The organism is Candidatus Thiodiazotropha sp. AKIB8, assembly GCF_058244675.1.
Genome location: NZ_JBSYOO010000023.1, coordinates 14,277 through 34,813, shown reverse-complemented (window position 1 = coordinate 34,813; position 20,537 = coordinate 14,277). Strand labels below are relative to the sequence as shown.

21 protein-coding genes are annotated in these 20,537 nt (G+C 49.8%); 12 read left to right on the top strand and 9 right to left on the bottom strand.

All coding sequences use genetic code 11. The annotated features are described in order from the left end of the window. Window positions 1-306 precede the first annotated feature (306 nt). A complete protein-coding gene (locus AC4IFB_RS04375) occupies window positions 307-936 on the bottom strand; it encodes a thiol:disulfide interchange protein DsbA/DsbL (RefSeq protein ID WP_490778330.1) in 630 nt (209 codons plus the stop codon). A gap of 144 nt (window positions 937-1,080) precedes the next feature. Between AC4IFB_RS04375 and AC4IFB_RS04370 the strand changes: the two genes are divergently transcribed. Both AC4IFB_RS04370 and AC4IFB_RS04365 read left to right on the top strand, forming a co-directional pair. Next, window positions 1,081-1,341, top strand: coding sequence for a hypothetical protein (locus tag AC4IFB_RS04370; protein WP_490779477.1), 261 nt, complete (start codon window positions 1,081-1,083; stop codon window positions 1,339-1,341). Then, window positions 1,313-1,645, top strand: a complete 333-nt coding sequence (locus AC4IFB_RS04365) for an SET domain-containing protein (RefSeq protein WP_490778328.1) — start codon at window positions 1,313-1,315, stop codon at window positions 1,643-1,645. Before AC4IFB_RS04370 ends, AC4IFB_RS04365 begins: the two co-directional genes overlap by 29 nt. A 43-nt stretch (window positions 1,646-1,688) precedes the next feature. On the opposite strand, the gene AC4IFB_RS04360 is transcribed toward AC4IFB_RS04365, so the two are convergent. Further along, a complete protein-coding gene (locus AC4IFB_RS04360) occupies window positions 1,689-3,440 on the bottom strand; it encodes a BatD family protein (protein ID WP_490779476.1) in 1,752 nt (583 codons plus the stop codon). A gap of 280 nt (window positions 3,441-3,720) precedes the next feature. Between AC4IFB_RS04360 and recJ the strand changes: the two genes are divergently transcribed. Beyond that, window positions 3,721-5,454 carry a single-stranded-DNA-specific exonuclease RecJ gene (gene recJ / locus AC4IFB_RS04355; protein ID WP_490778326.1) on the top strand — a complete coding sequence of 578 codons (1,734 nt, stop codon included), beginning with the start codon at window positions 3,721-3,723 and terminating at the stop codon, window positions 5,452-5,454. Further along, window positions 5,385-5,945: a ribosome biogenesis factor YjgA gene (gene yjgA / locus AC4IFB_RS04350; protein ID WP_490778375.1), complete on the top strand. Its 561-nt coding sequence runs from the start codon at window positions 5,385-5,387 to the stop codon at window positions 5,943-5,945. Before recJ ends, yjgA begins: the two co-directional genes overlap by 70 nt. Window positions 5,946-6,000: 55 nt before the next feature. Here the strand turns inward: yjgA and gluQRS are convergent, their stop codons facing one another. Both gluQRS and dksA read right to left on the bottom strand, forming a co-directional pair. Beyond that, entirely contained in the window at window positions 6,001-6,885 is an 885-nt protein-coding gene (gluQRS, locus tag AC4IFB_RS04345; RefSeq protein ID WP_490779475.1) for a tRNA glutamyl-Q(34) synthetase GluQRS, read from the bottom strand. Window positions 6,886-7,063: 178 nt separating this feature from the next. After that, window positions 7,064-7,504 (bottom strand): RNA polymerase-binding protein DksA, encoded by a 441-nt coding sequence (gene dksA / locus AC4IFB_RS04340; RefSeq protein WP_490778324.1) that lies wholly within the window; start codon window positions 7,502-7,504, stop codon window positions 7,064-7,066. A 306-nt stretch (window positions 7,505-7,810) separates the two neighbouring features. Between dksA and AC4IFB_RS04335 the strand changes: the two genes are divergently transcribed. Together AC4IFB_RS04335 and AC4IFB_RS04330 are read left to right on the top strand one after the other, a co-directional pair. Further along, window positions 7,811-8,584 (top strand): HAD family hydrolase, encoded by a 774-nt coding sequence (locus AC4IFB_RS04335; protein WP_490779474.1) that lies wholly within the window; start codon window positions 7,811-7,813, stop codon window positions 8,582-8,584. Next, on the top strand, window positions 8,581-9,738 hold the full coding sequence (locus AC4IFB_RS04330) for a pyridoxal phosphate-dependent aminotransferase (RefSeq protein ID WP_490778322.1): 1,158 nt from the start codon (window positions 8,581-8,583) through the stop codon (window positions 9,736-9,738). The genes AC4IFB_RS04335 and AC4IFB_RS04330 overlap by 4 nt, the downstream gene beginning before the upstream one ends. A gap of 28 nt (window positions 9,739-9,766) precedes the next feature. Here the strand turns inward: AC4IFB_RS04330 and cysZ are convergent, their stop codons facing one another. Further along, window positions 9,767-10,507 (bottom strand): sulfate transporter CysZ, encoded by a 741-nt coding sequence (gene cysZ, locus AC4IFB_RS04325; protein WP_490778321.1) that lies wholly within the window; start codon window positions 10,505-10,507, stop codon window positions 9,767-9,769. Between the two features lie 549 nt (window positions 10,508-11,056). On the opposite strand from cysZ, the gene AC4IFB_RS04320 reads away from it, so the two are divergent. Further along, entirely contained in the window at window positions 11,057-11,908 is an 852-nt protein-coding gene (locus tag AC4IFB_RS04320; RefSeq protein ID WP_490778320.1) for a hypothetical protein, read from the top strand. Window positions 11,909-11,942: 34 nt separating this feature from the next. On the opposite strand, the gene AC4IFB_RS04315 is transcribed toward AC4IFB_RS04320, so the two are convergent. The 3 genes from AC4IFB_RS04315 to map form a co-directional block, all read right to left on the bottom strand. Further along, a complete protein-coding gene (locus AC4IFB_RS04315; protein ID WP_490778319.1) occupies window positions 11,943-12,335 on the bottom strand; it encodes a hypothetical protein in 393 nt (130 codons plus the stop codon). A 382-nt stretch (window positions 12,336-12,717) separates the two neighbouring features. Further along, complete coding sequence (gene glnD / locus AC4IFB_RS04310; protein ID WP_490778318.1) at window positions 12,718-15,369, bottom strand: [protein-PII] uridylyltransferase; 2,652 nt, start codon at window positions 15,367-15,369, stop codon at window positions 12,718-12,720. Between the two features lie 53 nt (window positions 15,370-15,422). Then, a complete protein-coding gene (gene map / locus AC4IFB_RS04305; protein ID WP_490779473.1) occupies window positions 15,423-16,199 on the bottom strand; it encodes a type I methionyl aminopeptidase in 777 nt (258 codons plus the stop codon). A 306-nt stretch (window positions 16,200-16,505) separates the two neighbouring features. On the opposite strand from map, the gene rpsB reads away from it, so the two are divergent. Beyond that, entirely contained in the window at window positions 16,506-17,240 is a 735-nt protein-coding gene (gene rpsB / locus AC4IFB_RS04300; protein ID WP_490778374.1) for a 30S ribosomal protein S2, read from the top strand. Window positions 17,241-17,328: 88 nt separating this feature from the next. Beyond that, window positions 17,329-18,216 carry a translation elongation factor Ts gene (gene tsf, locus AC4IFB_RS04295; RefSeq protein ID WP_490778316.1) on the top strand — a complete coding sequence of 296 codons (888 nt, stop codon included), beginning with the start codon at window positions 17,329-17,331 and terminating at the stop codon, window positions 18,214-18,216. Here tsf and AC4IFB_RS04290 read toward each other — a convergent pair. Then, complete coding sequence (locus tag AC4IFB_RS04290; protein ID WP_490778315.1) at window positions 18,213-18,380, bottom strand: hypothetical protein; 168 nt, start codon at window positions 18,378-18,380, stop codon at window positions 18,213-18,215. The genes tsf and AC4IFB_RS04290 overlap by 4 nt on opposite strands. An 81-nt stretch (window positions 18,381-18,461) precedes the next feature. Between AC4IFB_RS04290 and pyrH the strand changes: the two genes are divergently transcribed. From pyrH to uppS, 3 genes are read left to right on the top strand one after another with little or no spacing between them, the layout of a single operon-like run. After that, complete coding sequence (pyrH, locus tag AC4IFB_RS04285; protein ID WP_490779472.1) at window positions 18,462-19,184, top strand: UMP kinase; 723 nt, start codon at window positions 18,462-18,464, stop codon at window positions 19,182-19,184. Window positions 19,185-19,186: 2 nt separating this feature from the next. Next, a complete protein-coding gene (gene frr / locus AC4IFB_RS04280) occupies window positions 19,187-19,744 on the top strand; it encodes a ribosome recycling factor (protein ID WP_490778313.1) in 558 nt (185 codons plus the stop codon). 10 nt (window positions 19,745-19,754) lie between these two features. Continuing rightward, window positions 19,755-20,528: an undecaprenyl pyrophosphate synthase gene (gene uppS / locus AC4IFB_RS04275; protein WP_490778312.1), complete on the top strand. Its 774-nt coding sequence runs from the start codon at window positions 19,755-19,757 to the stop codon at window positions 20,526-20,528. The last annotated feature ends 9 nt before the right edge of the window (window positions 20,529-20,537 follow it).

Below are 20,537 nucleotides of genomic sequence, written 5' to 3'. Positions count from 1 at the left end.
GCTTAAGTGGGTGGATGGGATAGAACTTGAATGACTGGAGAGCCAGCTTTATTCTGTTTTTCACCTTACCTGGTGGGGCATGGCCCCACCCTACCGCTGGATGCTGCTTCAGGTTATTGAATCTCTTTGAGAGCAAGGGTGGGGCCATGCCCCGCCCGCGATACTCGCTTTGTGTAGATCCAATGCATGATGTCTATTCAGGGTGCAAAACCTGTTTATCCAACACTCCCTTTAAGCAGGGAGTAGTGATAATCCAGCTTACGTTCAAACCCTGACCTGCAAAGTAGTAATTTGCAGAGCCGAGGGTCAAGGTGTTTTCTTGCCGTTCTCTTCAGCGACCAACTGGCTGACGATCTCAAACATTTTGCTGTAGGTGCCAGCCCGGCTTCCGCTGGTAAGATACTTGCCGTTGATAGCCACGGCTGGCACGCCATCGAGCTGATAACGTTGACCAAGCTTCTTGGCATTCTGTACCTTGACGTAGACGCCGAACGAATTCCAGGCTTCAGTAAACTTCTCTTTATCCACGCCCTGCTCAACAGCGAAGTCGATAAGTGCATTTTTGTCGAAGATTTTCCGCTTCTTATCGTGAATGGCGGAGAATAGTGGTGTATGCAGCTTGTCAATCAAACCGAGAATTTCAGCGGTATAGTAGAATTGTGCGTGGGGGGTCCAGCGACTGTTGAGTGGTGCGGGAACACGAAGAAACTCGACATTTTCAGGTTTGTTCTTGAGCCACTCATCCAAATCGGGTTCCATGTGGTAGCAGTGGGGGCAGCCATACCAAAAGAATTCAAGGACTTCCACCTTACCTTCGGGGGTGGATGTAGCCACAGGCGGGTCGACAGGATCCCATCCCTCGCCCCAATCTGCGGCAAAAGCAGAGTGTGCGGTCACAAGCAGTAGTAGTATTATTAGTCTATTTATTAAGGGCATAATCTGTCCTTCAGTATGTTGTCACGTTGTGTAGGGTTAAATCCTATTGAATTCCGTTAGAAATTTGAATAGCAGTATGGTTCCCGGTACGGTATGACGAATTGGTTAAATCCAGGTTGAAATATCCTGTGCAGGTTGTGATTCATGGGAAATAAACAGATAGATCAATATGTCGAGATACTGTGCCAGAAGGGTTGCAGATCAGTCCGTGAAGACATTCAATTGTTGGAACAAGGGGTGATCTTACCTGAATTGGAGGCATTGGACGACCTGTCCAGGCAGAAGGTTCTCAAAGAATTGCGTGCCATTATGGCTGTCTATGGAGACAGCTGTCCGATTGAGTATCCTTCAGACATCAAATCAAGTGGTTTAAAGCATGGCGAACAAGAAAATAAGACTAGGTAATATTGTCTACAAGGCTCCCTCTGATATACATGGTACCGGGCTGTTTGCCAAGGTCTCGATCCCCAAGGGAGATTACATTGGAACCTACGAAGGGCCGACCGCGAAGCGGGATGGTACCTATGTACTTTGGGTCTTCGAAGATGAGAAAAAGCCGATCGGACGCAGTGGCAGGAATCTACTTCGCTACCTGAACCATCAGGATGAGGGTAATGCCGAATTTGATGGTTTTGATCTTTTTGCCTTAAGTGATATTGAACCCGATGATGAGATTACCTTTGATTATGGTGGCTGGGAGGAGGAGTAACACCTCAATACTGCCGATATCAGCGGTCAACTGATTTTTAAGGTTATGGGTTGAGGGGAACCAGCATGCTCTCCTCATTGGTTGAGCGCCTGGGGCTTTCTGAGCTGCTCTCCTCGATGAGTTGTGCCACCGGGTAGTCCGACCAGCCTGATTCCAGGGTTGGGCTGTATAGGGCACGCTCAAGGGCGTCTACCGCCGAGGCGATTTGCAGATTACAGCGTTTCGCGAGTCGGGTCAGATTGTTGGGTGGATTGTCAGGCCAGGTGAGTTGGGCCCAGGCCAACCAGGCGCTACGAGCGCTGACGGTATCCTGCTCTTGATATGCACTGGTCAATCGTATTACTACCTCTTTCAGTTCATCCTGGCGTCGATCTGTCTTTACAGGTTCGGCTTTGACTCTGGTCTCGACAGCTTTTTTACTTCGACTGCTTATCCACCAGGCAAGCATAGTTAGCAACCAGGCCAGCCCAAGCAGTGTCACTAGCCAGGGAAACTCAGGCTCTACTTTCGCAGGATCAGCCGGTGTCTGCGGAGGGGGATTCTCTTCGGCCGTACTCTCAGTCACTAAGTTATGGTTTTGTGTGTTGGCAGCAACCGATGGGTTGGGCATGAAACTGATCTCCCTGGCGGGAAGCCGGGCGACCTCCTGCTCTCTGGTTTCAGTGTTCCACCAGGGGATCTCCATGGCGGGAAGTGTGTAACTCCCCGCATCAGTCGCTATCAGGGTAAGTCTTTGCTGCATGGTGCTGCTGATTCCTGAGCGGCTTGCTTTGTCATTCAGATGGGGGCTTTCCGGATAGAGCTTGAGACCTGCAGGCACGGTCTGCTCCAGCGTCGGTAATTGGTTCGACAACATACCATCGGCAACAATCATCACATGTCGGGTAATTGGTTTGCCGGCGATCACCAATTCGTTTTCATCGATGCCACGTTCGACTATTTGCAGGTTTTTGGCAGGCAGCCAGCGATCACCGGCAAAAGAGTCGGGAATCGGTAGGATCTCAAGAGAGAGACTGTTTGATTCGCTACGGATGAATTGTCCGCTCTGTTTTTGTGATGGGAATGAGTTGCTGAAAAGTGAGAGGAATGGGTCGATGTTTCCGCCAGATTGGCCGCGGAATTTCGCTCCACTCAGGGTCAGTTTTCCTGATTGACGGGCAAACAGTGCATAGACCCGCTCTAAAACCCGATACTCGATACCATCTTTCTGACTGGCATAGCGATCCTCATGGATCAGGTTCATCTGTGTATCGTCAAAGGATGCTTCGGGAGGTTCCAGACTCTCTCCTCTAACCCCTGGTGCCTGGTAGAGTTTCAGGGTGAGAAGTATCTCCTCTTCGAGGTAGGCAGACTCCTTGTTGAGGCTCAATTCAATGCGCGCCAGCTTCTCCCTGTTGTGGGAGGTCTCCTGAGGTTGTTCAGTTACCTGCAGGGTCAGGGGCAGAGTGGTTTCATTGCCGATAGGGATCGCGGGTATTGATAGTGTTCCGGCACGTTTGGGCAGCAGAGAGAGTCTGAGAGATCGTTTCGCAGACATTTGACCGTTGATTACCGAAATACTCTGCTGACTGGATCGGCTTAGAATCTCAAAATCCTTCTCCAGCAGAGAGAGGTCAGGATTTAACTCCTGATCTCCTTTGATCTGCAGTGTCAGCTGAACCGGCTGATCCAGGCCCGTAGTCTGCTGGGAGAGAATCGCCTCAACATCCGCAAGCAAGTGAGAGGTGAAGAGGCTTAGGAAGAGTAGTAACAAGCTCCTCAGAAACAGGGTGTCGGTATTTCTAAACTCTGGCATAGTCCTGGTATGATCTTAATTTGCTTCCACAGCACCGAATGGCACCACGAAAATAGATTTCCATCTCCCCGCGCAAACACGACCATGTCTCGCTGGGGGAGGTTTTTTTAGTCACCCCTTTAGAGGGGGGTGGCAAGCATAAGTTTCCGTGGGATTTTACAGATTTTTTTGATCTGAATCCTCTCTTCAAGATATACGCTGGGGTCTATTTGTCATAGCTATATGCGGACAGCTACCCTTGGATTTTTTTATACTACATTGAACCTAGTTTGAAGCCTTTGTGAAAATCAGACCGCGCGGCAATCCCAATTTAAATCATCAGTTTTCAGCGGAAGTTCATCCTGTGTTGCAGCGGATATATGGTGCCAGGGGTATTTCCCGGCAGGAAGAGCTTGAACTGACATTGTCGCAGCTTCTGCCAGTGAGTCAGTTGAAGGGGGTGGAAGCAGCTGCTCAGCTGCTGTTTGAGTCTATAGAGTCAGGTCGGTCGATAATGATCATCGGTGATTATGATGCCGATGGGGCGACTAGCACAGCGTTGTCGGTACTCGCTTTACGTGCCTTTGGTTGTAGAGCCGTATCTTACCTGGTGCCAAACAGGTTTGAATTCGGCTACGGATTGACTCCGGAAATCGTTGATCTGGCAGCTCAAAGTTCACCCGATTTGATCGTGACTGTTGATAATGGCATCTCCAGTCATGCCGGTGTCGAACGGGCGAGTGCACTGGGTATACCTGTGCTGATCACCGATCACCATCTTCCTGGCCAGGACCTGCCTGCCGCTGCGGTTATCGTCAATCCCAATCAAGCTGATGATTCCTTCCCCAGTGGGAACCTGGCTGGGGTCGGTGTGATCTTTTATGTCATGACGGCACTCTTTAACCATCTGAAATCGATAGAGTGGTTCCAACAGCGCGATTTACCCATCCCCCAACCTGCTGACTGGCTTGATCTTGTAGCCCTGGGTACAGTCAGTGACCTGGTGCCCCTCGATCAAAACAACCGTATCCTGGTGTGGCAGGGTTTAAGGCGAATCAGGGCCGGCAGATGCAGGCCGGGTATCCTGGCAATGCTGGCAGTAGCGAAACGGTCTTATCAAAACGTGGTGGCGTCTGACATAGGCTTTGCCGTCGGTCCAAGGCTGAATGCCGCAGGTCGGCTGGACGATATGGGGTTGGGTATCGAATGCCTGTTGAGTGTTTCCTATGATGAGGCTCTGCCTTTAGCTCGTGAGCTGGATCAGCTCAATCACGCCAGGCGGGCTATTGAGCATGAGATGAAACAGCAGGCCGACAAAATCCTCAACAGCGAATTGCCCTTGATCGATGGTGTTTTATCGAATGGACTCTGTCTCTACGATAAGAGTTGGCATCAGGGTGTCATCGGTATTCTCGCTTCACGAATAAAGGAGCAGTATCATCGTCCAGTCATTGCTTTTGCAGAGGGTGGTGAAGGTATACTGAAAGGCTCCGGGCGTTCCATATCGGGTCTGCATATGCGAGATCTGCTTGAACGCATCGACACGCTTCATCCCGGTATGATCAAGCGTTTCGGTGGACACGCTATGGCAGCAGGGCTTAGCCTGGATGGAGCGTTATTCAGTGAATTTAAAGAGGCCTTTGAAGCTACCCTTGCTGAACAGCTGGATCCTGACTTGCTTGATGGGGTAGTACTGACCGATGGTGAACTTAAGCAACAGGAGTTGAACCTGAGCCTGGCCGAAACGCTTCGCGAGGCTGGCCCCTGGGGACAGGGGTTCCCCGAGCCGCTCTTTGAGGGGCAGTTTGCCTTGAAGCAACAGAGAGTGGTTGGTGATTCCCACCTGAAAATGGTGCTGGGAGATGATTCAGATGAGTGGTTAATCGATGCCATCGCATTCAATCAACCACCTCTGCCGGAAAAAACAGCCCAGGTTTTTCTGGCGTATAAGTTGGATGTGAATGAATTTCGTGGTCAAAGGACCGCGCAACTGATTGTGGAGAAGATAGAATCAAAACTCGAGACGACAACATAGAAGAGGATTGGGATGAGGGGCCCAGCAAGAGCGAAATAAAGCGGGAAATGCAGGCGCTGCAGAAGTTGGGTGAGCGTCTGACTGGCCTATCCACTTCCTATCTGGCAAGAATGACCTTGAGTGAGGATATGCTCTCTGCACTGGAAGAGGCGAAACGGATAAAATCTCATAACGCCATGCGCAGACACTACCGACGCCTGGGTAAACTGCTGCAGCATGAAGATCTGACGTCAATTCAGCAGGTTATTGACGAACTGGATCAAAAACACCACTCATCGGTTGCCCGTTTCCACAATCTGGAACGCTGGCGGGATCGGCTAATCGAGGGTGATAGTGAGGTGTTTGGTGAATTTCTGGCAGAGTACCAAAACGCTGACCGACAACATCTTCGTCATCTGATCCATGCGGTAAAGCGTGAACAGGAACGGGGCGCTCCCCCTCAAGCCTACAGGAAGCTGTTCAAGTACCTCCGGGAAGTGTCTGGTATTTAGTCAGCTGGATCAAGATCACTGCGGCTGAAAGTAAACGATTTCATAACCTGGTCAATCAACCTGCCTTTGCTGAAATGGTGTCGCAACGCCACCTGGCAATCGACCATTGCCAGAGTTCATCCACAGTTGTTGGTCGTTCCGGCGGGATAGGCTGCTGCAGAAATTCAAGTGCCAACAGAAGCGAATCCATGGGACGTTTAGGATCAACAGGCGTATCTTGATCCTGCTTGCTGAGTTTACGGCCAGAGCGATCAAGCACCAGGGGAAGGTGCATGTAGTCTGGTATGTTGAAGCCGAGCAATCGCTGCAGGTAGTGCTGTCTGGGGGTTGAGCTGAGCAGGTCTGCGCCACGCACCACATGAGTGATCTTTTGCATCGCGTCATCGACCACCACTGCGAGCTGGTAGGCGTGAAAACCGTCAGCCCGTCGGATCACGAAATCCCCGATCTCTTGCGCAAGGTTCTGTGTATAGGATCCTTGCACCCTGTCATGAATGGTTATCTCCATCTCTTGGGTCAGTACGCGGATGCTGTTTTGTCTCTCCCTGTCGACAGCGCCTGAGCGGCACGTGCCGGGATAGATGGGGCCTTCTGCGCCGATCTCTGCCTCTGCCTGAATTGATTTTCGGGAACAGCTGCAGGGGTAAGCGAGTCCTAACGACAATAACCTGTCGACGATCTCAGCATAGTTGTCTGTGCGATGACTTTGATAGATAACCTCATCATCCCAATAGAAGCCGAAATCCTCCAAGCTGCTCAAGATAGCGGAAGCGGCCCCGGGAACTTCCCGGGTACGGTCGAGATCCTCGATTCTTACCAGCCAATCACCGTTCTGGTGTCGTGCATCCAGAAAGCTGCCGACTGCAGCAACCAGAGAGCCAAAGTGGAGGCTTCCTGTGGGCGAAGGGGCAAATCGACCTCGGTAAGCGGGAGTTGTCATTCCTCTTATCTCTGCAAAAAAGTACTATTCACAGTCATAATCCCCATTGGGTGAAATCACTGACGCTACATGAATTTGTGAAAAATCCATGTTCAACTCTAATGTGATCTATTTCCTGGGATCCAGAAAGCAAAAAACCGGCTTATGCCGGTTTTTTGCGCAACGAAAAGAGACAGGATCAACCCATCTGCTTTTCACGAATCTCGTCGAGTGTCTTACAATCGATGCATAGGGTAGCCGTTGGTCGTGCCTCCAGACGGCGTATGCCAATCTCGATTCCGCAGGACTCGCAAAATCCATACTCTTTGTTATCTATCTGCTCAAGGGCTTCATCGATTTTCTTGATCAATTTCCGCTCACGGTCACGTGTGCGCAGCTCCAGGCTGAACTCAGACTCTTGAGTAGCACGGTCGTTGGGATCTGGAAAATTGGCAGCCTCATCCTGCATATGGTGAACCGTTCGGTCGACCTCTTGCATTAAATTGGCTTTCCAAGCAGCGAGTATGGCGCGGAAATGGTTTTCGTGCGCCTCGCACATATACTCTTCACCCTCAACGGGTTCATAAGGCTCGATGCCGAAGGATCCAGCCCCTTTAGCTGTGGCTTTCTTCTGGGCCATTCATGGTACCTCTCATGTGAAGGCGCATATCTATACCAGAAAGGAAAGAACGAAACAACATCAGCTTTATCCGGATGGTTCATCTGGTAATAGGTTAAAACGCCAACGCTACATCTTCTCGGAAGCTTTGTGATGTATTATTTTAAACTCTAACCCCTACCTACTAAGGTTGGCTAATATTTCGAAAAAATAAAGGTTGTGTTGAGAATATTATTCCCTGAAGTTCGGCTGGCCATCTTTACCTACTCTGAAATTTGCCGTTTATATGAGACACTGGGAGCATTTGAATTTGCAGTAGGTTTGATAATGTCGAAATTAGAGGCACTGATATTTGATGTGGATGGAACCCTTGCTGACACAGAGAGGGATGGGCATAGAGTCGCATTCAATCAGGCATTCATAGATGCCGGGTTGGATTGGGTGTGGTCTGTCGAGTTGTATGGTGCACTACTTGCCGTAACCGGCGGTAAGGAGCGTATCCGCTACTATTTGCAGCACTACAACACTGAATTCAAAGCATCCTCCGATCTCGACGGGTTTATAGCTGGCCTGCATGCTTCCAAAACAGAACACTACACCAGGATGCTCTCTGAGGGCGCGATTCCCATGCGTCAGGGGGTGAAACGGTTGCTGAATGAATCTAGACAGCAGGGATTGCGTCTGGCTATTGCCACAACTACCACACCGGCCAATGTCAGTGCTCTGCTACAGCACAGTCTCGATGCAGATGCTGAGTCATGGTTTGAAGTGATCGCTGCCGGGGATATTGTGCCTGCCAAGAAGCCGGCGCCTGATATCTATACCTGGGCAATGCAGCAGATGAGTCTGGCGCCTGAGTCCTGCCTGGCCCTGGAGGATTCCCATAATGGCGTCCAGTCAGCCAGTCGCGCCTCTATCCGGGCTATCCTGGTGACAACCAATGGCTACACGGCAGAGGATGATTTTACAGGTGCCAGTCTGGTCATCGATCACCTGGGAGAGCCCGATCAACCATTTAAGCTGCTTGAAGGGGCTGCATTGGATTTTCAATATACCGATGTAGCGATGTTGAAAGCACTCCATCACAGTTCATTGAAATGACAGAGATCGCAACACGTATGGCGCAGATCGCGCCATTCTATGTGATGGATCTGTTGGCCAGGGCACGTAAAATGGAGGCCCAGGGTCGTTCGATTATTCACATGGAGATTGGAGAGCCCGATTACAATACCCCTGGGCCGGTGTCTGCCGCAGGGCAGGCAGCCCTGGTGGAGGGGAGGATCCACTATACTCCGGCTACTGGCCTACCGGAATTGCGCCAGGAGATTGCCCATTTCTATCTTCAACAATATCAGGTCGAAGTTGATCCCGGCCGGGTGGTCATAACCCCGGGATCTTCAGGGGCATTGCAGCTGTTGATGAGTGTACTGATCAACCCTGGTGATTCAGTGCTCATGGCTGATCCTGGTTATCCCTGCAATCGCCATTTTGTAACCATGGTCGATGGGCTGCCGATCGGTATACCAGTAGGTGCTGAGACCGAGTATCAACTCACCGCAGATCTGGTTGAAAAGGCTTGGCGTGAAGATACCAAAGCGGTTCTGATCGCCTCTCCATCAAATCCAACCGGCACCCTTCTCTCAGATTCGGAGATGCAGCGTCTGCATGACAAAGTGAGCGAACTGGGTGGCATACTCCTGGTTGATGAGATCTACCTGGGGCTGACTTACGGATCTGCAGCGGGAACAGCGCTGCGCTTTGGTGATGATCTCTGTGTAATCAGCAGCTTTTCGAAGTACTTCTGTATGACCGGTTGGCGCTTGGGTTGGTTAATCGCGCCGGAGTCATTGATCGATCCTCTGGATCGTCTGGCGCAAAATATGTTTCTCTCAGCGCCGACACTCTCTCAAATTGCTGCTTTGAGTGCCTTTACCCCTCAGGTTATGGATATCCTTGAACAGCGTCGTCAGGCATTTCAGGCGCGCCGTGATTATCTGTTGCCAGCCTTGCGGGATCTGGGTTTTACCCTGCCTGTGACGCCTCAGGGTGCTTTCTATCTCTATGCCGGTTGTAAAGATATCACCGATGATAGCCAGAAATTTGCGCTACAGCTCCTGGAAGAGGCTGGTGTGGCGGTTACCCCTGGCCTCGATTTCGGTTTCAACAAGCCTGAATCCCACCTGCGCTTTGCTTATACCACCGGTATGGATCAACTGAAGGAAGGGGTTGACCGAATACGTCAATTTCTGGCGTAAGGGTAATGGCCAGTCCGGGTAACAGATATCAATCTGCTATCTTCTGCAGTTGTTCCCGCCAGAATAGTGTCGCACCAGCCACCGCAGCTGGCATGGCGACGAAATTCAATAGCGGTACCATCATCATCAATGTCAGACCGCCACCAAATGCAAGTGAACTCATACGAGCGTGCTTCAACCGCTTATGTTGCTGTTTGAATGAGAGATTATGATTGGCCATCGGATAGTCCCCATATTCAAGTGCAAGAAACCAGGCGCTGAAGAGCAGCCAGAGGAAGGGTGCAGCGACATTGATTACCGGGATAAGAAACAGAATCAGTAGCGGTATGGCCCGTAGTAAAAAGTAAGACAGCTTGCGCAATTCAGACAGAATGGAGGGTAAAACCTCCCTCATCAACTGCTTTGCGCCACTGGTCTGATTGGGTAGCTCTCCGCCCAAATAGAGTTCGACTTTCTCCGCAAGCAGGCCGTTGAATGGTGCCGCAATCAGATTGGCAATAACAGTAAAGGTGTAAAAAACCATCAGTACAATGGCGATGGCGAAGAGCGGCCAAAGCAACCAGCGAAGCCAGGCCAGCCAACTTTCATCATCAGGAAGAAAACGATTCATCAATTGCTCGAATTGATCGATACCAAGCCAGATCAGCAGACTAAACACCAAGACGTTTATCAACAGTGGAATCAGTACAAACGGCCTGATGCCCGGTTTAGACAAAAGGCCAACGCCTCTTAGCAGGTAACTGGCGCCAGAGACTGGATTGTTAGACATCAACGATTTCCTTGGATTGTTTCATATTACTGTTTGAGCTGAAGCCTTGGCATTCACTCTTGCCTATTGGCTCTAAACTACACTGGAAATTTTAATTGCTGGAAATTGTGAAGTGTGTACACATTAACACCACAGTTTTTCACAATTATGATTCCATTTTAAGCGCCCCTTGCCGACACATTTTGTGAGTGACAATGTAGTCAATGTGATCAGGCAACTGCTCTCTTAGCTGTGTGGTTATTGATTAAATCGATTGTTTGCAACTGCTGTAGGGTTGAAAATGACCGGAATCTTCAATGAGTTGCCCTTTAGGACTGTGGTTCACCTGATTGTGGAGTATTTTACCATGATCGGTTTGTATATGGATATCTATCTCACTGAAAATGAAGCAATAGTGGTTTGGCGTCAGTTAACGATTCCATCTATACTTGATTCAGTTCACAGTTCGCATAGACTGAATTGTAACTTGTGAGTATGTTCAACAAATTTTTCATGGCGGGAATTTAAACTTCCTTACGAATTGGATTTGTATCTTGCCTGAGGCTGAAAATGTCAAATAACACCAGTAAACGTTTACCAACTCTGCATAAACGCTATGCAGTCATCGCCTTGCTCGCCCTATTTTTTATTCTGCTGCCACTAAGCAGTTCTGCTGAGCGTAGAATCTCCTCGTTTCCTTTCAGCGAGGATTTTGAGGCCAACAATTATCAGGATCTCGTTTGGGTGACCAATGGTGCCCGGCATGAGTGGATGTCTAACGGCGGATGGGATGGCGGCGGCGCTGCAAAGTTCTTTCCCATAACTGTTGATCAGGGCTATAACGGCCTGGGACAGTTCCAGGGCATGGATACAGAGCAGCTCAATGTAAGGTTTCTAATCCGTCACGGATCCAGATTCAACTCAGCTGGGCTGACTCACACCAAGGTCATCATATTTAACCGAAATGACTATCGTGAAAGACCGATGATCGGTGGCCGGGTCTATGATGACGGCACCTATCGAACCTGGGGCGCTTGTGACAACACGGTTTGTCAATATGAGGGTGGCGATTTCTGGCCCGATGGCACAGATTCGTACAGGATTGGTGCAGCGCCTTACGCACGATCAGAAGAGTGGGTCAGCGTTGAGTTTTCAGCCAATTCCCGTACTGGTGTTATCAGGCTCTACATTACAACACAGGATGGTGCTCTGAATGGCTTGTATGTGCAGCAACAGATGGCTGGCCCAGGTGGCACGTTCAACTACATTGACGTTCTTGGTGGTTACTTCAACACTGCATCGGCAGCGCATCCAGATAACTACTTCATAATTGATAAGCTGGTTATCGATGATAATTACATTGGACCACCTGAAGGCTTCATCGCGGGAAACCCGCCAAGCCCTCCGACAATCCTTGAGTAACCAAAAAAACCCTGATCGAGAGATCAGGGTTTTTTTATTCTGTAATGGTTTTGACTATCCGGTCAGATACCGGGCTCTGCAGTCCATCTGAATCGTAAGCTACGATACCAAAATAGTAATCACCGGCCGCAAAACTTGAAAGATCGTAACTGGTTGCATCGCTATCCTGAATGTCAGCAATTAACTCCAGGATATTCTCTTGGGTGCCAGCATAGAGCTTGAATCCCCCCAATTCACTGAGATCGAGAACACTGCCATCTGTGCGGGTGGAGGGTGCAACCCAGTTCAGTTGCTGTACGGTGGGTTCATCCTGGGGAGGATTGTTATTGTTGTTATCAGTCGTTGTGTTGTCACCGCCACCTCCGCCGCCACAGGAGGTCAGCGCATAAGTGAGGGTAACGATTGTAAAAAGAGCTGATTTTTTCATGGTTTCCTACCGTTGCTTTCTGTTGCCAGAATCCATTTTGGTGATCATACGATACTGAATGGTATTGGCACGGTAATTTGCACAATAACGTTTGAATTTAAGAATGAGGTATCTAAAACCTAATTGCCTATTATAAAGCATAATACTATTTTGAAATGTGACAATTCATTGATATTCCTGAAGTAGTCCTCATTCCGTAATCACAGGGTCTCTCTGCAGAGTTTTTGTATTGTGAAATAATTACAATAGGTAGAGCGACTTACAAAATCTCAGATTCAGAGCCATTGATTCCCAGGGCGGGAAATAGTTCATCTGATTTCATATCCAAGAAAATTCTAAGAATGCCTGGATAACCAGGAAACTATGTTTTCCGCTCGGCACACTACTCTGGATTATCAACAGACTCGGGCATCCGGTCCATAACGGCGTTCTTCAGGCACTCAAGCTTGGAGTTGGCCCAAAGGGGCTTATTTTGGCGGTCTGTGATAAAGAAGATATCTTCCACTCGGGCACCCAGGGTGGTGATTTTGGCATGCTGTAAGCGGATTTTACATTTTTCGAAGGCCTGTCCAACGTCAGAGAGCAGACCTGGTCGATCCAGGGTGACCAGGCGCATGATGGTGCGTTCCAGGGTGGGTTCCTGGGTGAAGAAAATATCAGTTGAGTTGTCGAAATGCTTGTTTTGCCTGGGAATACGACGACTTACAGTGAGTGGTTGGTCGCCCTCCTGGATCAGGCCCTCGGTCAGGGTGCTGACGATTTCGTCACTACGCAGGCCGAATTCCACAGGTGAGCCGTCATCTTCCAGAACCAGGTATGAGTTGAGGGAGTGACCATTCAAAGTGCTCATAACACGAGCGTTGACTATCGATAGGGAGAGTTGATCGAGTAGCGTCGTGGTGACTGCGAAAAGATTGTCCCGGTCGGGGCCGTAATAGAGTACTTCAGTGCCCCCTCTTTTCTCAGTCTGGCGCATCTGAATCAATGGAAACTGATCCGGGGGTGTCTGCAGAATAGACTTTGTGTGGCGCTGAATTGCATTCGGGGAGTGGGTGAGAAAGTACTCGTGGGTAAAAGTGGACCAGAGCTGTCGAATTGCTGGCTCGTCGATCTGTTGGTTTAACAACTGGTGCAGGGCGGCCAGCTGCTTCTCCCGAATCAAATCATCTTGAACGAGCGGATTCTCCAATCCTCGGATCAGTGCACGACGGGTAGCGTTGAACAGGTCACGCAGTAGAGAGTCCTTCCATGAGTTCCAGGCCCCTGGGTTAGTTGCACGGCTATCAGCGAAGGTGAGCAAATAGAGGTAGGTCAGGCGGTTCAGATCACCAACCAGTGCTGCAAATTCCTGTACTACTTTGGGATCTGTGATGTCTTTGCGTTGTGCAGTCATCGACATCACCAGGTGGTGACGTACCAGCCAGCTGACCAGCTGGCTGTCGTATTCACTCAAATGGTGTAGACGACAAAAGTCGTAGGCATCCTCTGCGCCCAGTTCTGAATGGTTGCCGCCGCGCCCTTTGGCGATGTCGTGGAAGAGGGCGGCCAGATAGATAAGTTCCTCTTTTGGCAGGGTATTGGCTAAATGAGTACAGAATGGATACTCTTCTGCATATTTAGCTACACTCAACCGGCGAATATTTCGAACCACCATCAATGTGTGTTCATCAACTGTATAGACATGGAAAAGGTCGTACTGCATCCGCCCGACGATATCCTCAAACTTGGGGATATAGGCCGCCAGGACGCCATAGATATTCATTCGACGCAGTGCCCTTGTCAGCCCTGCCGGTTGGCGAAGAATCTCCATGAACAGACTCTGGGCCCGTATATCCTGCCGGAATGCCTCATCAATCAGGTAGGTATGGCTTCGAATCAATCGTATGGTGCTGGCTCTGACCCCTTTAAGTTCCGGGTTCTCCTGGATGACCAGAAAGAGTTCAAGCAGGGCAGTGGGGTAACGCTTGAATATCCCCTCATGTGATACTTCGAGGAATTGACTACGCTGTTGGAAGCGGTGATTGAGTTCAACGGGTTCACCGAGATTGTCTTTCAGCAGTATGCTCTCTTGGAAATGTTGCAGTAGCATCTCGTTGAGTCGGCTGAGTTCCATAACCGTGCGATAGTAGTCACGCATGAAAAACTCGACAGCCAGGTTGGCGTGATCCGCGTCGTAACCGAGGTAAGAGGCCAGAGTTCGCTGATGATCGAACAGTAGTCGGTCATCGCAACGTCCTGTCAGAAGGTGTAAGGCAAATCGCACACGCCATAGATGATTCTGACCTTCTATCAGGGTCTGGTATTCCGCCTCGGTCAGAAATTTGTAGTTAACCAGATCATGCAGGTCCTTGATTTGGAAGTGGCGCTTGGCAACCCAGCCGATCATTTGAATATCACGCAATCCCCCGGGACTCTCCTTGATATTCGGCTCCAGATTACTCAGGCTGCAACCCTGTTTGGCATGGCGCCTATTCTGCTCATCCCATTTTGCTTCGAAAAAGTCGTGGCTGTTCCAAATCTTGTCAGGGCCGATCGCCTGCAGCATTGTTTTGAAAAGTGGTTTGGAGCCAGTTAAAAAGCGGGCCTCAATGAGATTGGTAATGACTGTAATATCCTGCTCAGCCTGCCGTACCGTATCTTTGATGGTTCTTACGCTCTGACCAATTTCAAGGCCGATATCCCACAGCAGGGTGAGGAATTGCTGTAAATGATCTTCAAACGCTTCGAACTGACTCTCGCGTTCCAGCAAAACCATAATATCGATATCGGATGCAGGATGTAGTTCACCACGTCCATATCCACCTACAGCAATCAGGGTTGCTGTGGTCTGGTCAGGAAAAAAGCGTTCCCAGGCCCGTTTCAGTATCTCATCAACGAGAAGGGCCCGCTCCGCAACCAGTTCACTTGTCGGCGTCTGACCGGTAGAAAAGCGTTCATCGACATCCTCCGCATACCGCTTTAGATAGTCCTTGCAGGGCTGAATGGGTGAAACGTCGTGAGTGAATGCCTCTTTCAGGGCTGGATAGTCGATCATATTAGGCGTTGGTCTGTGGCAGGGCGACAGTCACTGATTGAGTTGTGGGTCAATTAAGCGTACCGGCCACGCTCTTCTTCCCGAAGAGTCAGTACTTCAAAGCCGTTTTCAGTAACCAGAATCGTATGTTCGAATTGTGCTGAAAGGCTACGGTCTTTTGTGATGACAGTCCAGCCATCCGGTTTGAGTTTGACCTGTTGCTTACCGGCATTGACCATCGGCTCAATGGTGAAACACATGCCAGGCAGGAGTTCCAGGCCGGTTCCAGCCTGGCCATAGTGGAGTACCTGAGGGTCTTCATGAAATGCTTTGCCGATACCATGACCGCAATATTCCCGTACTACCGTATAGTGGTGATTTTCAACAAATTCCTGAATGACACTGCCGATATCTCCAAGTCGACATCCGGGTTTTACCTTGTTGATACCCAGCCATAGGGCGTCCTGGGTGACTTCGATCAGACGCTTCGCGAGAACTGTGGGCTGTCCGACAGTGAACATTTTGCTTGTATCCCCGTGGTAGCCATCTTTGATGACAGTAATATCGATATTCACGATATCCCCCTTTTTTAGCCTCTTTTCATTGGGAATGCCGTGACAGACAACCTGGTTTACTGAAGTGCAGATCGATTTGGGAAAGCCCCGGTAGTTCAATGGTGCCGGGATAGCCCGCTGTGCATTCACGATATGTTCATGGCAAATTTGATCCAGCTCCAGTGTTGTCACACCAGGTTGGATATGGGGTGCAATGATATCCAGAACTTCAGCGGCCAGTTTTCCAGCCTGCCGCATCTTATCTATCTCTTCCGCTGTTTTAATTGTGACGCCCATGTGAAATCGCTTGATAGTCCGGGAGGTTAAGGGTGAAGGGGAGTGCGGCAAGATTGTCGCGTCAAGCAGGTTATGGTATAAAACGCCCCGCTGAATCGCAAACGGTTCAGCATTCCAAGTCCGCGGAAGCCCTAGGGTTATTCTCGCGGGTAAAAACACACACATACCGACACGTGGTCCTGGGTGCCTTGGATGATCCTGTTTATAGCAATAATTTGCTTATAAAACAGCATCATGAGGTTGGATTATGGGGTATGTGGAGGTTCAACCCAATACAATTAGGAGTCACTCATGAGTGAAGTATCAATGCGCCAGATGCTTGAGGCAGGCGTACATTTTGGGCATCAGACCCGTTATTGGAACCCTAAAATGGGTTCTTACATCTTTGGACATCGCAACAAGATTCACATTGTAAATCTTGAAAAGACAATGCCTCTGTTCAAAGATGCGATGAATTTCATTGGATCTCTCTCCGCAAATGGCGGAAAAGTCCTTTTTGTTGGCACCAAGCGTGCTGCTCAAAACGTAGTGCGCGAAGAGGCAGAGCGTTGTGGTATGCCTTTCGTCAACCATCGTTGGCTGGGTGGCATGCTGACCAACTTCAAAACCATCAAGCAGTCTATCAAGCGTCTTAAAGAGCTTGAGGCCATGTTTGAAGACGGTAGTGTCGATCACCGTTTCAATAAGAAAGAGGCTCTGGGTCTCAGCCGCGAGCTGGAAAAACTGGAGCGTAGCCTGGGCGGCATCAAAAACATGAATGGCCTGCCTGACGCACTCTATATTATTGACGTCGGTCACGAGAAAAATGCTGTGGCCGAAGCGCGCAAGCTGGGTATTCCTGTGATTGGTGTGGTAGATACCAACAATGATCCAGATGATATCGACTATGTGATTCCTGGCAATGACGATGCCATCCGTGCCGTTCAACTGTATGTGCAGGGTGCTTCTGCCGCGATCCTCGAAGGTCGTGCCAGTGCTGCTAATAGCGTCGGATCGGACAGCAATGAGGAATTTGTCGAGGTGGCGCCGGATCAGGCCTAAGCTATCCAAACAGTGACTGGATTCTTCGGAGTTCGGTCAAAATCCCATTCAGACATATTTCATTACTTATATTTAAGGTAGGCGTATTATGGCGATTACAGCCTCTCTGGTGAAGGAACTGCGCGATCGTACTGGCGCAGGTATGATGGAGTGTAAGAAGGCGTTGGTTGAGTCCAACGGTGACGTGGATGCAGCCATCGAACAGATGCGCAAATCCGGTCAGGCGAAAGCTGCCAAAAAGGCAGGCAGGATTGCTGCTGAAGGTATCATCGTCTTGAGCTTTAACGACGACAAGACCCAAGGGGCGATGGTTGAAGTCAATTGTGAAACTGATTTTGTCGGCAAGGATGACAATTTCACTTCCTTTGCTGAGGCTGTTGCTGAACGTGTTCTGGCAGGAGGCTCGGATGACGTTGCCTCACTGATGGAGCAACCTCTGCATGAAGGTGAAGAGACCACAGTCAATCAGGCTCGAGAAGCACTGATTTCTAAACTGGGTGAAAACATGAATGTGCGGCGTTTTGCCCGCTTTCAGGCCTCCTCAGGTACCCTGGTCAACTATCGTCACGGTGTGCGGATCGGTGTGGTTCTCGAACTTGAAGGCGGTGATGAAGAGCTGGGTCGTGATCTGGCAATGCACATTGCTGCAACCAATCCAATCTGTCTCTCAGCTGAGCAGATGCCTCAGGATCTGCTCGATAAAGAGCGTGAGATCGTAACTGCCCAGGCAAAAGAGAGTGGAAAGCCGGATGAGATTGTCACCAAAATGGTCGATGGTCGCATGCGTAAGTACCTTTCTGAAAATACCCTGTTGGGTCAGGCATTTGTGAAGGATCCGGATACCAGTGTTGAAAAACTGCTGAAGAGCAAAGGTGCACAGATTGTGCAGTACAAGCGCTTTGAAGTTGGTGAAGGAATCGAGAAGAAGCAGGAAAATTTTGCTGAAGAGGTCATGGCTCAAGCCAAGATGTCTTAAAATACCTGCATCAGTAGTTGACTGAACGGATCCCGCGCCTGTTGCGGGATCCTGTACAGCATGAGATTGTTATCGCTGGCAGATGCAGCGTCTGCTGTCAGCAGATTATTTGCCATCAGGCGGATTATCGGTTTTGTGATATGAGGTGGCGGTTTTACCGGCATCTGGGAATCTGAATCGGTTATGATTCCGATCTGCAGACCTTTTCAACCATCCAAAGCGGTATAGCCGGGAAAGGGATTAAGATGAGTTCTCTAATTTGTCAGCGCATACTGCTAAAACTCAGTGGCGAAGCCCTTATGGGTGGCGGAGACTTTGGTATCGATCCAGAGGTTCTTCAACGTGTCGCTGAAGAGATCAAGGACCTGATTGATGCCGGTGTCGAAATGGGCATAGTCATCGGTGGTGGTAACATCTTTCGCGGTGCAGGTCTGGCTCAAGGTGGTTTCGATCGGGTCAGAGGCGACCAGATGGGCATGCTGGCAACAGTAATGAACTCACTGGCCATGCAGGACATGCTGACGCGAATTGGCGTTAAGTCTGATGTTTTTTCCGCCTTGAGTATGCCTGATGTGTGCGAGACTTTTACTGCAAGGGACGCTCGGCATAGCTTGGAGAGTGGTCGAGTTGCAATACTGGCTGCAGGCACAGGAAACCCCTATTTCACTACCGATTCGGCGGCCAGCCTGAGAGCTGTGGAGATCAAAGCAGAGCTATTGATCAAGGCAACCAAAGTTAATGGTGTCTACTCTGCTGACCCTGTAAAAGATCCACAGGCCAGCTTCTACCCGCGTTTGACCTACGATCGTGCCCTGGCTGAAAATCTACAGGTTATGGATGCGACTGCAATTGTTTTGTGTCGGGACAATGGCATGCCCCTTCGTATTATGAATATAAACGATTCCGGTGCTCTCATGCGTTTGATGCATGGTGAGGCGATTGGCTCCCTGGTGGAAAAAGGCAACTGAAAATGATTGATGATATTAAAAGTGATGCAGCAACCCGCATGGGAAAGAGTGTTGATTCTCTGGTCCACGAGTTGGCTAAGGTACGTACAGGCCGAGCACACCCCAGTTTGCTGGATCATGTGCGGGTCGACTACTATGGATCGGATGTTCCGATCAGCCAAGTGGCTAATATCAACGTAGAGGACGCGCGTACGCTGACGGTTGTGCCCTGGGAAAAGAATATGGTGCAAGCGGTAGAGAAGGCGATTATGACATCAGATTTGGGACTCAATCCAATGAGTGCAGGATCTGTTTTGCGCGTTCCAATGCCTCCCCTTACTGAAGAGCGTCGTAAAGACCTGATACGTGTTGTCCGTCACGAAGCAGAGAATGCCAAAGTTGCTATTCGCAATATTCGCCGCGATGGCAACCACGATTTGAAGGACCTGGTGAAGGAGAAGATGATCTCCGAGGATGAGGAGCATCGTGGCCAGGAGTTAATTCAGAATCTGACAGACAAGCACATTAAAAAGGTTGATGAGTTGCTGGAGGAGAAGGAGAAGGATTTGATGGAGATTTAATGAGATCCTTATGACAAACGGCATGACAATGGACCCTCAAACTGTCGTCGCTGAACTACCTCGGCACCTGGCGATTATCATGGATGGCAATGGCCGGTGGGCAAAAAAACGCGGGCTTCCTCGCTATGCTGGTCATCCTGCTGGTGTGGAAGCAGTACGTCGTGTGGTTGAGGCATGTGTTGTGCGTCAGATCCCGGTACTCACCCTGTTCGCATTCAGCAGTGAAAACTGGCGGCGGCCTCGGAAAGAGGTCAATCTGATTATGGATCTCTTCATCCGCTCGCTGAAGAAAGAGGTCAAAAGACTCGACCGAAATAAGGTTCGGCTGAAGGTGATTGGCGATCGCAGTGCATTTTCTGAAAAACTCCAGAATCAAATAGCCGAGGCGGAACAAAAAACCGAATCCAATCAAGGATTGCTGCTGCAAGTTGCGGCCAATTACGGTGGGCGTTGGGATATAGCTCAGGCAGCCAGGCATCTGGCTCAACAGGTTGAGTCTGGAGAGATGGCTGCAGATGATGTTGATGAGCATTCGCTTGAGCAACACCTCTCTTTTGCAGGAGTACCTGAACCAGATCTCTTTATCCGTACCGGTGGCGAAAAACGCATCAGCAACTTCCTGCTATGGCAATGCGCCTACACCGAACTCTACTTCACCGATCTGCTTTGGCCCGATTTCGATATTCAGGCCCTGGAAGCAGCAATTCAAGATTTTGCAGGCCGTCAGAGACGATTTGGCCGTACAGGAGAGCAGGTTCAGGGACAGACTGCTGAAGCCTCTTGAGTTCCCTGC

Excerpts from the sequence above, each read along its gene's own strand:
- AC4IFB_RS04370 (WP_490779477.1), top strand. The coding sequence starts at position 1,081 with ATGGGAAATAAACAGATAGATCAATATGTCGAGATACTGTGCCAGAAG.
- rpsB (WP_490778374.1), top strand. The coding sequence starts at position 16,506 with ATGCGCCAGATGCTTGAGGCAGGCGTACATTTTGGGCATCAGACCCGT.
- AC4IFB_RS04315 (WP_490778319.1), bottom strand. The coding sequence starts at position 12,335 with ATGAAAAAATCAGCTCTTTTTACAATCGTTACCCTCACTTATGCGCTG.
- gluQRS (WP_490779475.1), bottom strand. The coding sequence starts at position 6,885 with ATGACAACTCCCGCTTACCGAGGTCGATTTGCCCCTTCGCCCACAGGA.
- AC4IFB_RS04365 (WP_490778328.1), top strand. The coding sequence starts at position 1,313 with ATGGCGAACAAGAAAATAAGACTAGGTAATATTGTCTACAAGGCTCCC.
- cysZ (WP_490778321.1), bottom strand. The coding sequence starts at position 10,507 with ATGTCTAACAATCCAGTCTCTGGCGCCAGTTACCTGCTAAGAGGCGTT.
- uppS (WP_490778312.1), top strand. The coding sequence starts at position 19,755 with ATGACAAACGGCATGACAATGGACCCTCAAACTGTCGTCGCTGAACTA.
- AC4IFB_RS04375 (WP_490778330.1), bottom strand. The coding sequence starts at position 936 with ATGCCCTTAATAAATAGACTAATAATACTACTACTGCTTGTGACCGCA.
- AC4IFB_RS04360 (WP_490779476.1), bottom strand. The coding sequence starts at position 3,440 with ATGCCAGAGTTTAGAAATACCGACACCCTGTTTCTGAGGAGCTTGTTA.
- AC4IFB_RS04290 (WP_490778315.1), bottom strand. The coding sequence starts at position 18,380 with ATGCCGGTAAAACCGCCACCTCATATCACAAAACCGATAATCCGCCTG.
- frr (WP_490778313.1), top strand. The coding sequence starts at position 19,187 with ATGATTGATGATATTAAAAGTGATGCAGCAACCCGCATGGGAAAGAGT.
- AC4IFB_RS04335 (WP_490779474.1), top strand. The coding sequence starts at position 7,811 with ATGTCGAAATTAGAGGCACTGATATTTGATGTGGATGGAACCCTTGCT.
- AC4IFB_RS04330 (WP_490778322.1), top strand. The coding sequence starts at position 8,581 with ATGACAGAGATCGCAACACGTATGGCGCAGATCGCGCCATTCTATGTG.
- glnD (WP_490778318.1), bottom strand. The coding sequence starts at position 15,369 with ATGATCGACTATCCAGCCCTGAAAGAGGCATTCACTCACGACGTTTCA.
- map (WP_490779473.1), bottom strand. The coding sequence starts at position 16,199 with ATGGGCGTCACAATTAAAACAGCGGAAGAGATAGATAAGATGCGGCAG.
- AC4IFB_RS04320 (WP_490778320.1), top strand. The coding sequence starts at position 11,057 with ATGTCAAATAACACCAGTAAACGTTTACCAACTCTGCATAAACGCTAT.
- tsf (WP_490778316.1), top strand. The coding sequence starts at position 17,329 with ATGGCGATTACAGCCTCTCTGGTGAAGGAACTGCGCGATCGTACTGGC.
- dksA (WP_490778324.1), bottom strand. The coding sequence starts at position 7,504 with ATGGCCCAGAAGAAAGCCACAGCTAAAGGGGCTGGATCCTTCGGCATC.
- pyrH (WP_490779472.1), top strand. The coding sequence starts at position 18,462 with ATGAGTTCTCTAATTTGTCAGCGCATACTGCTAAAACTCAGTGGCGAA.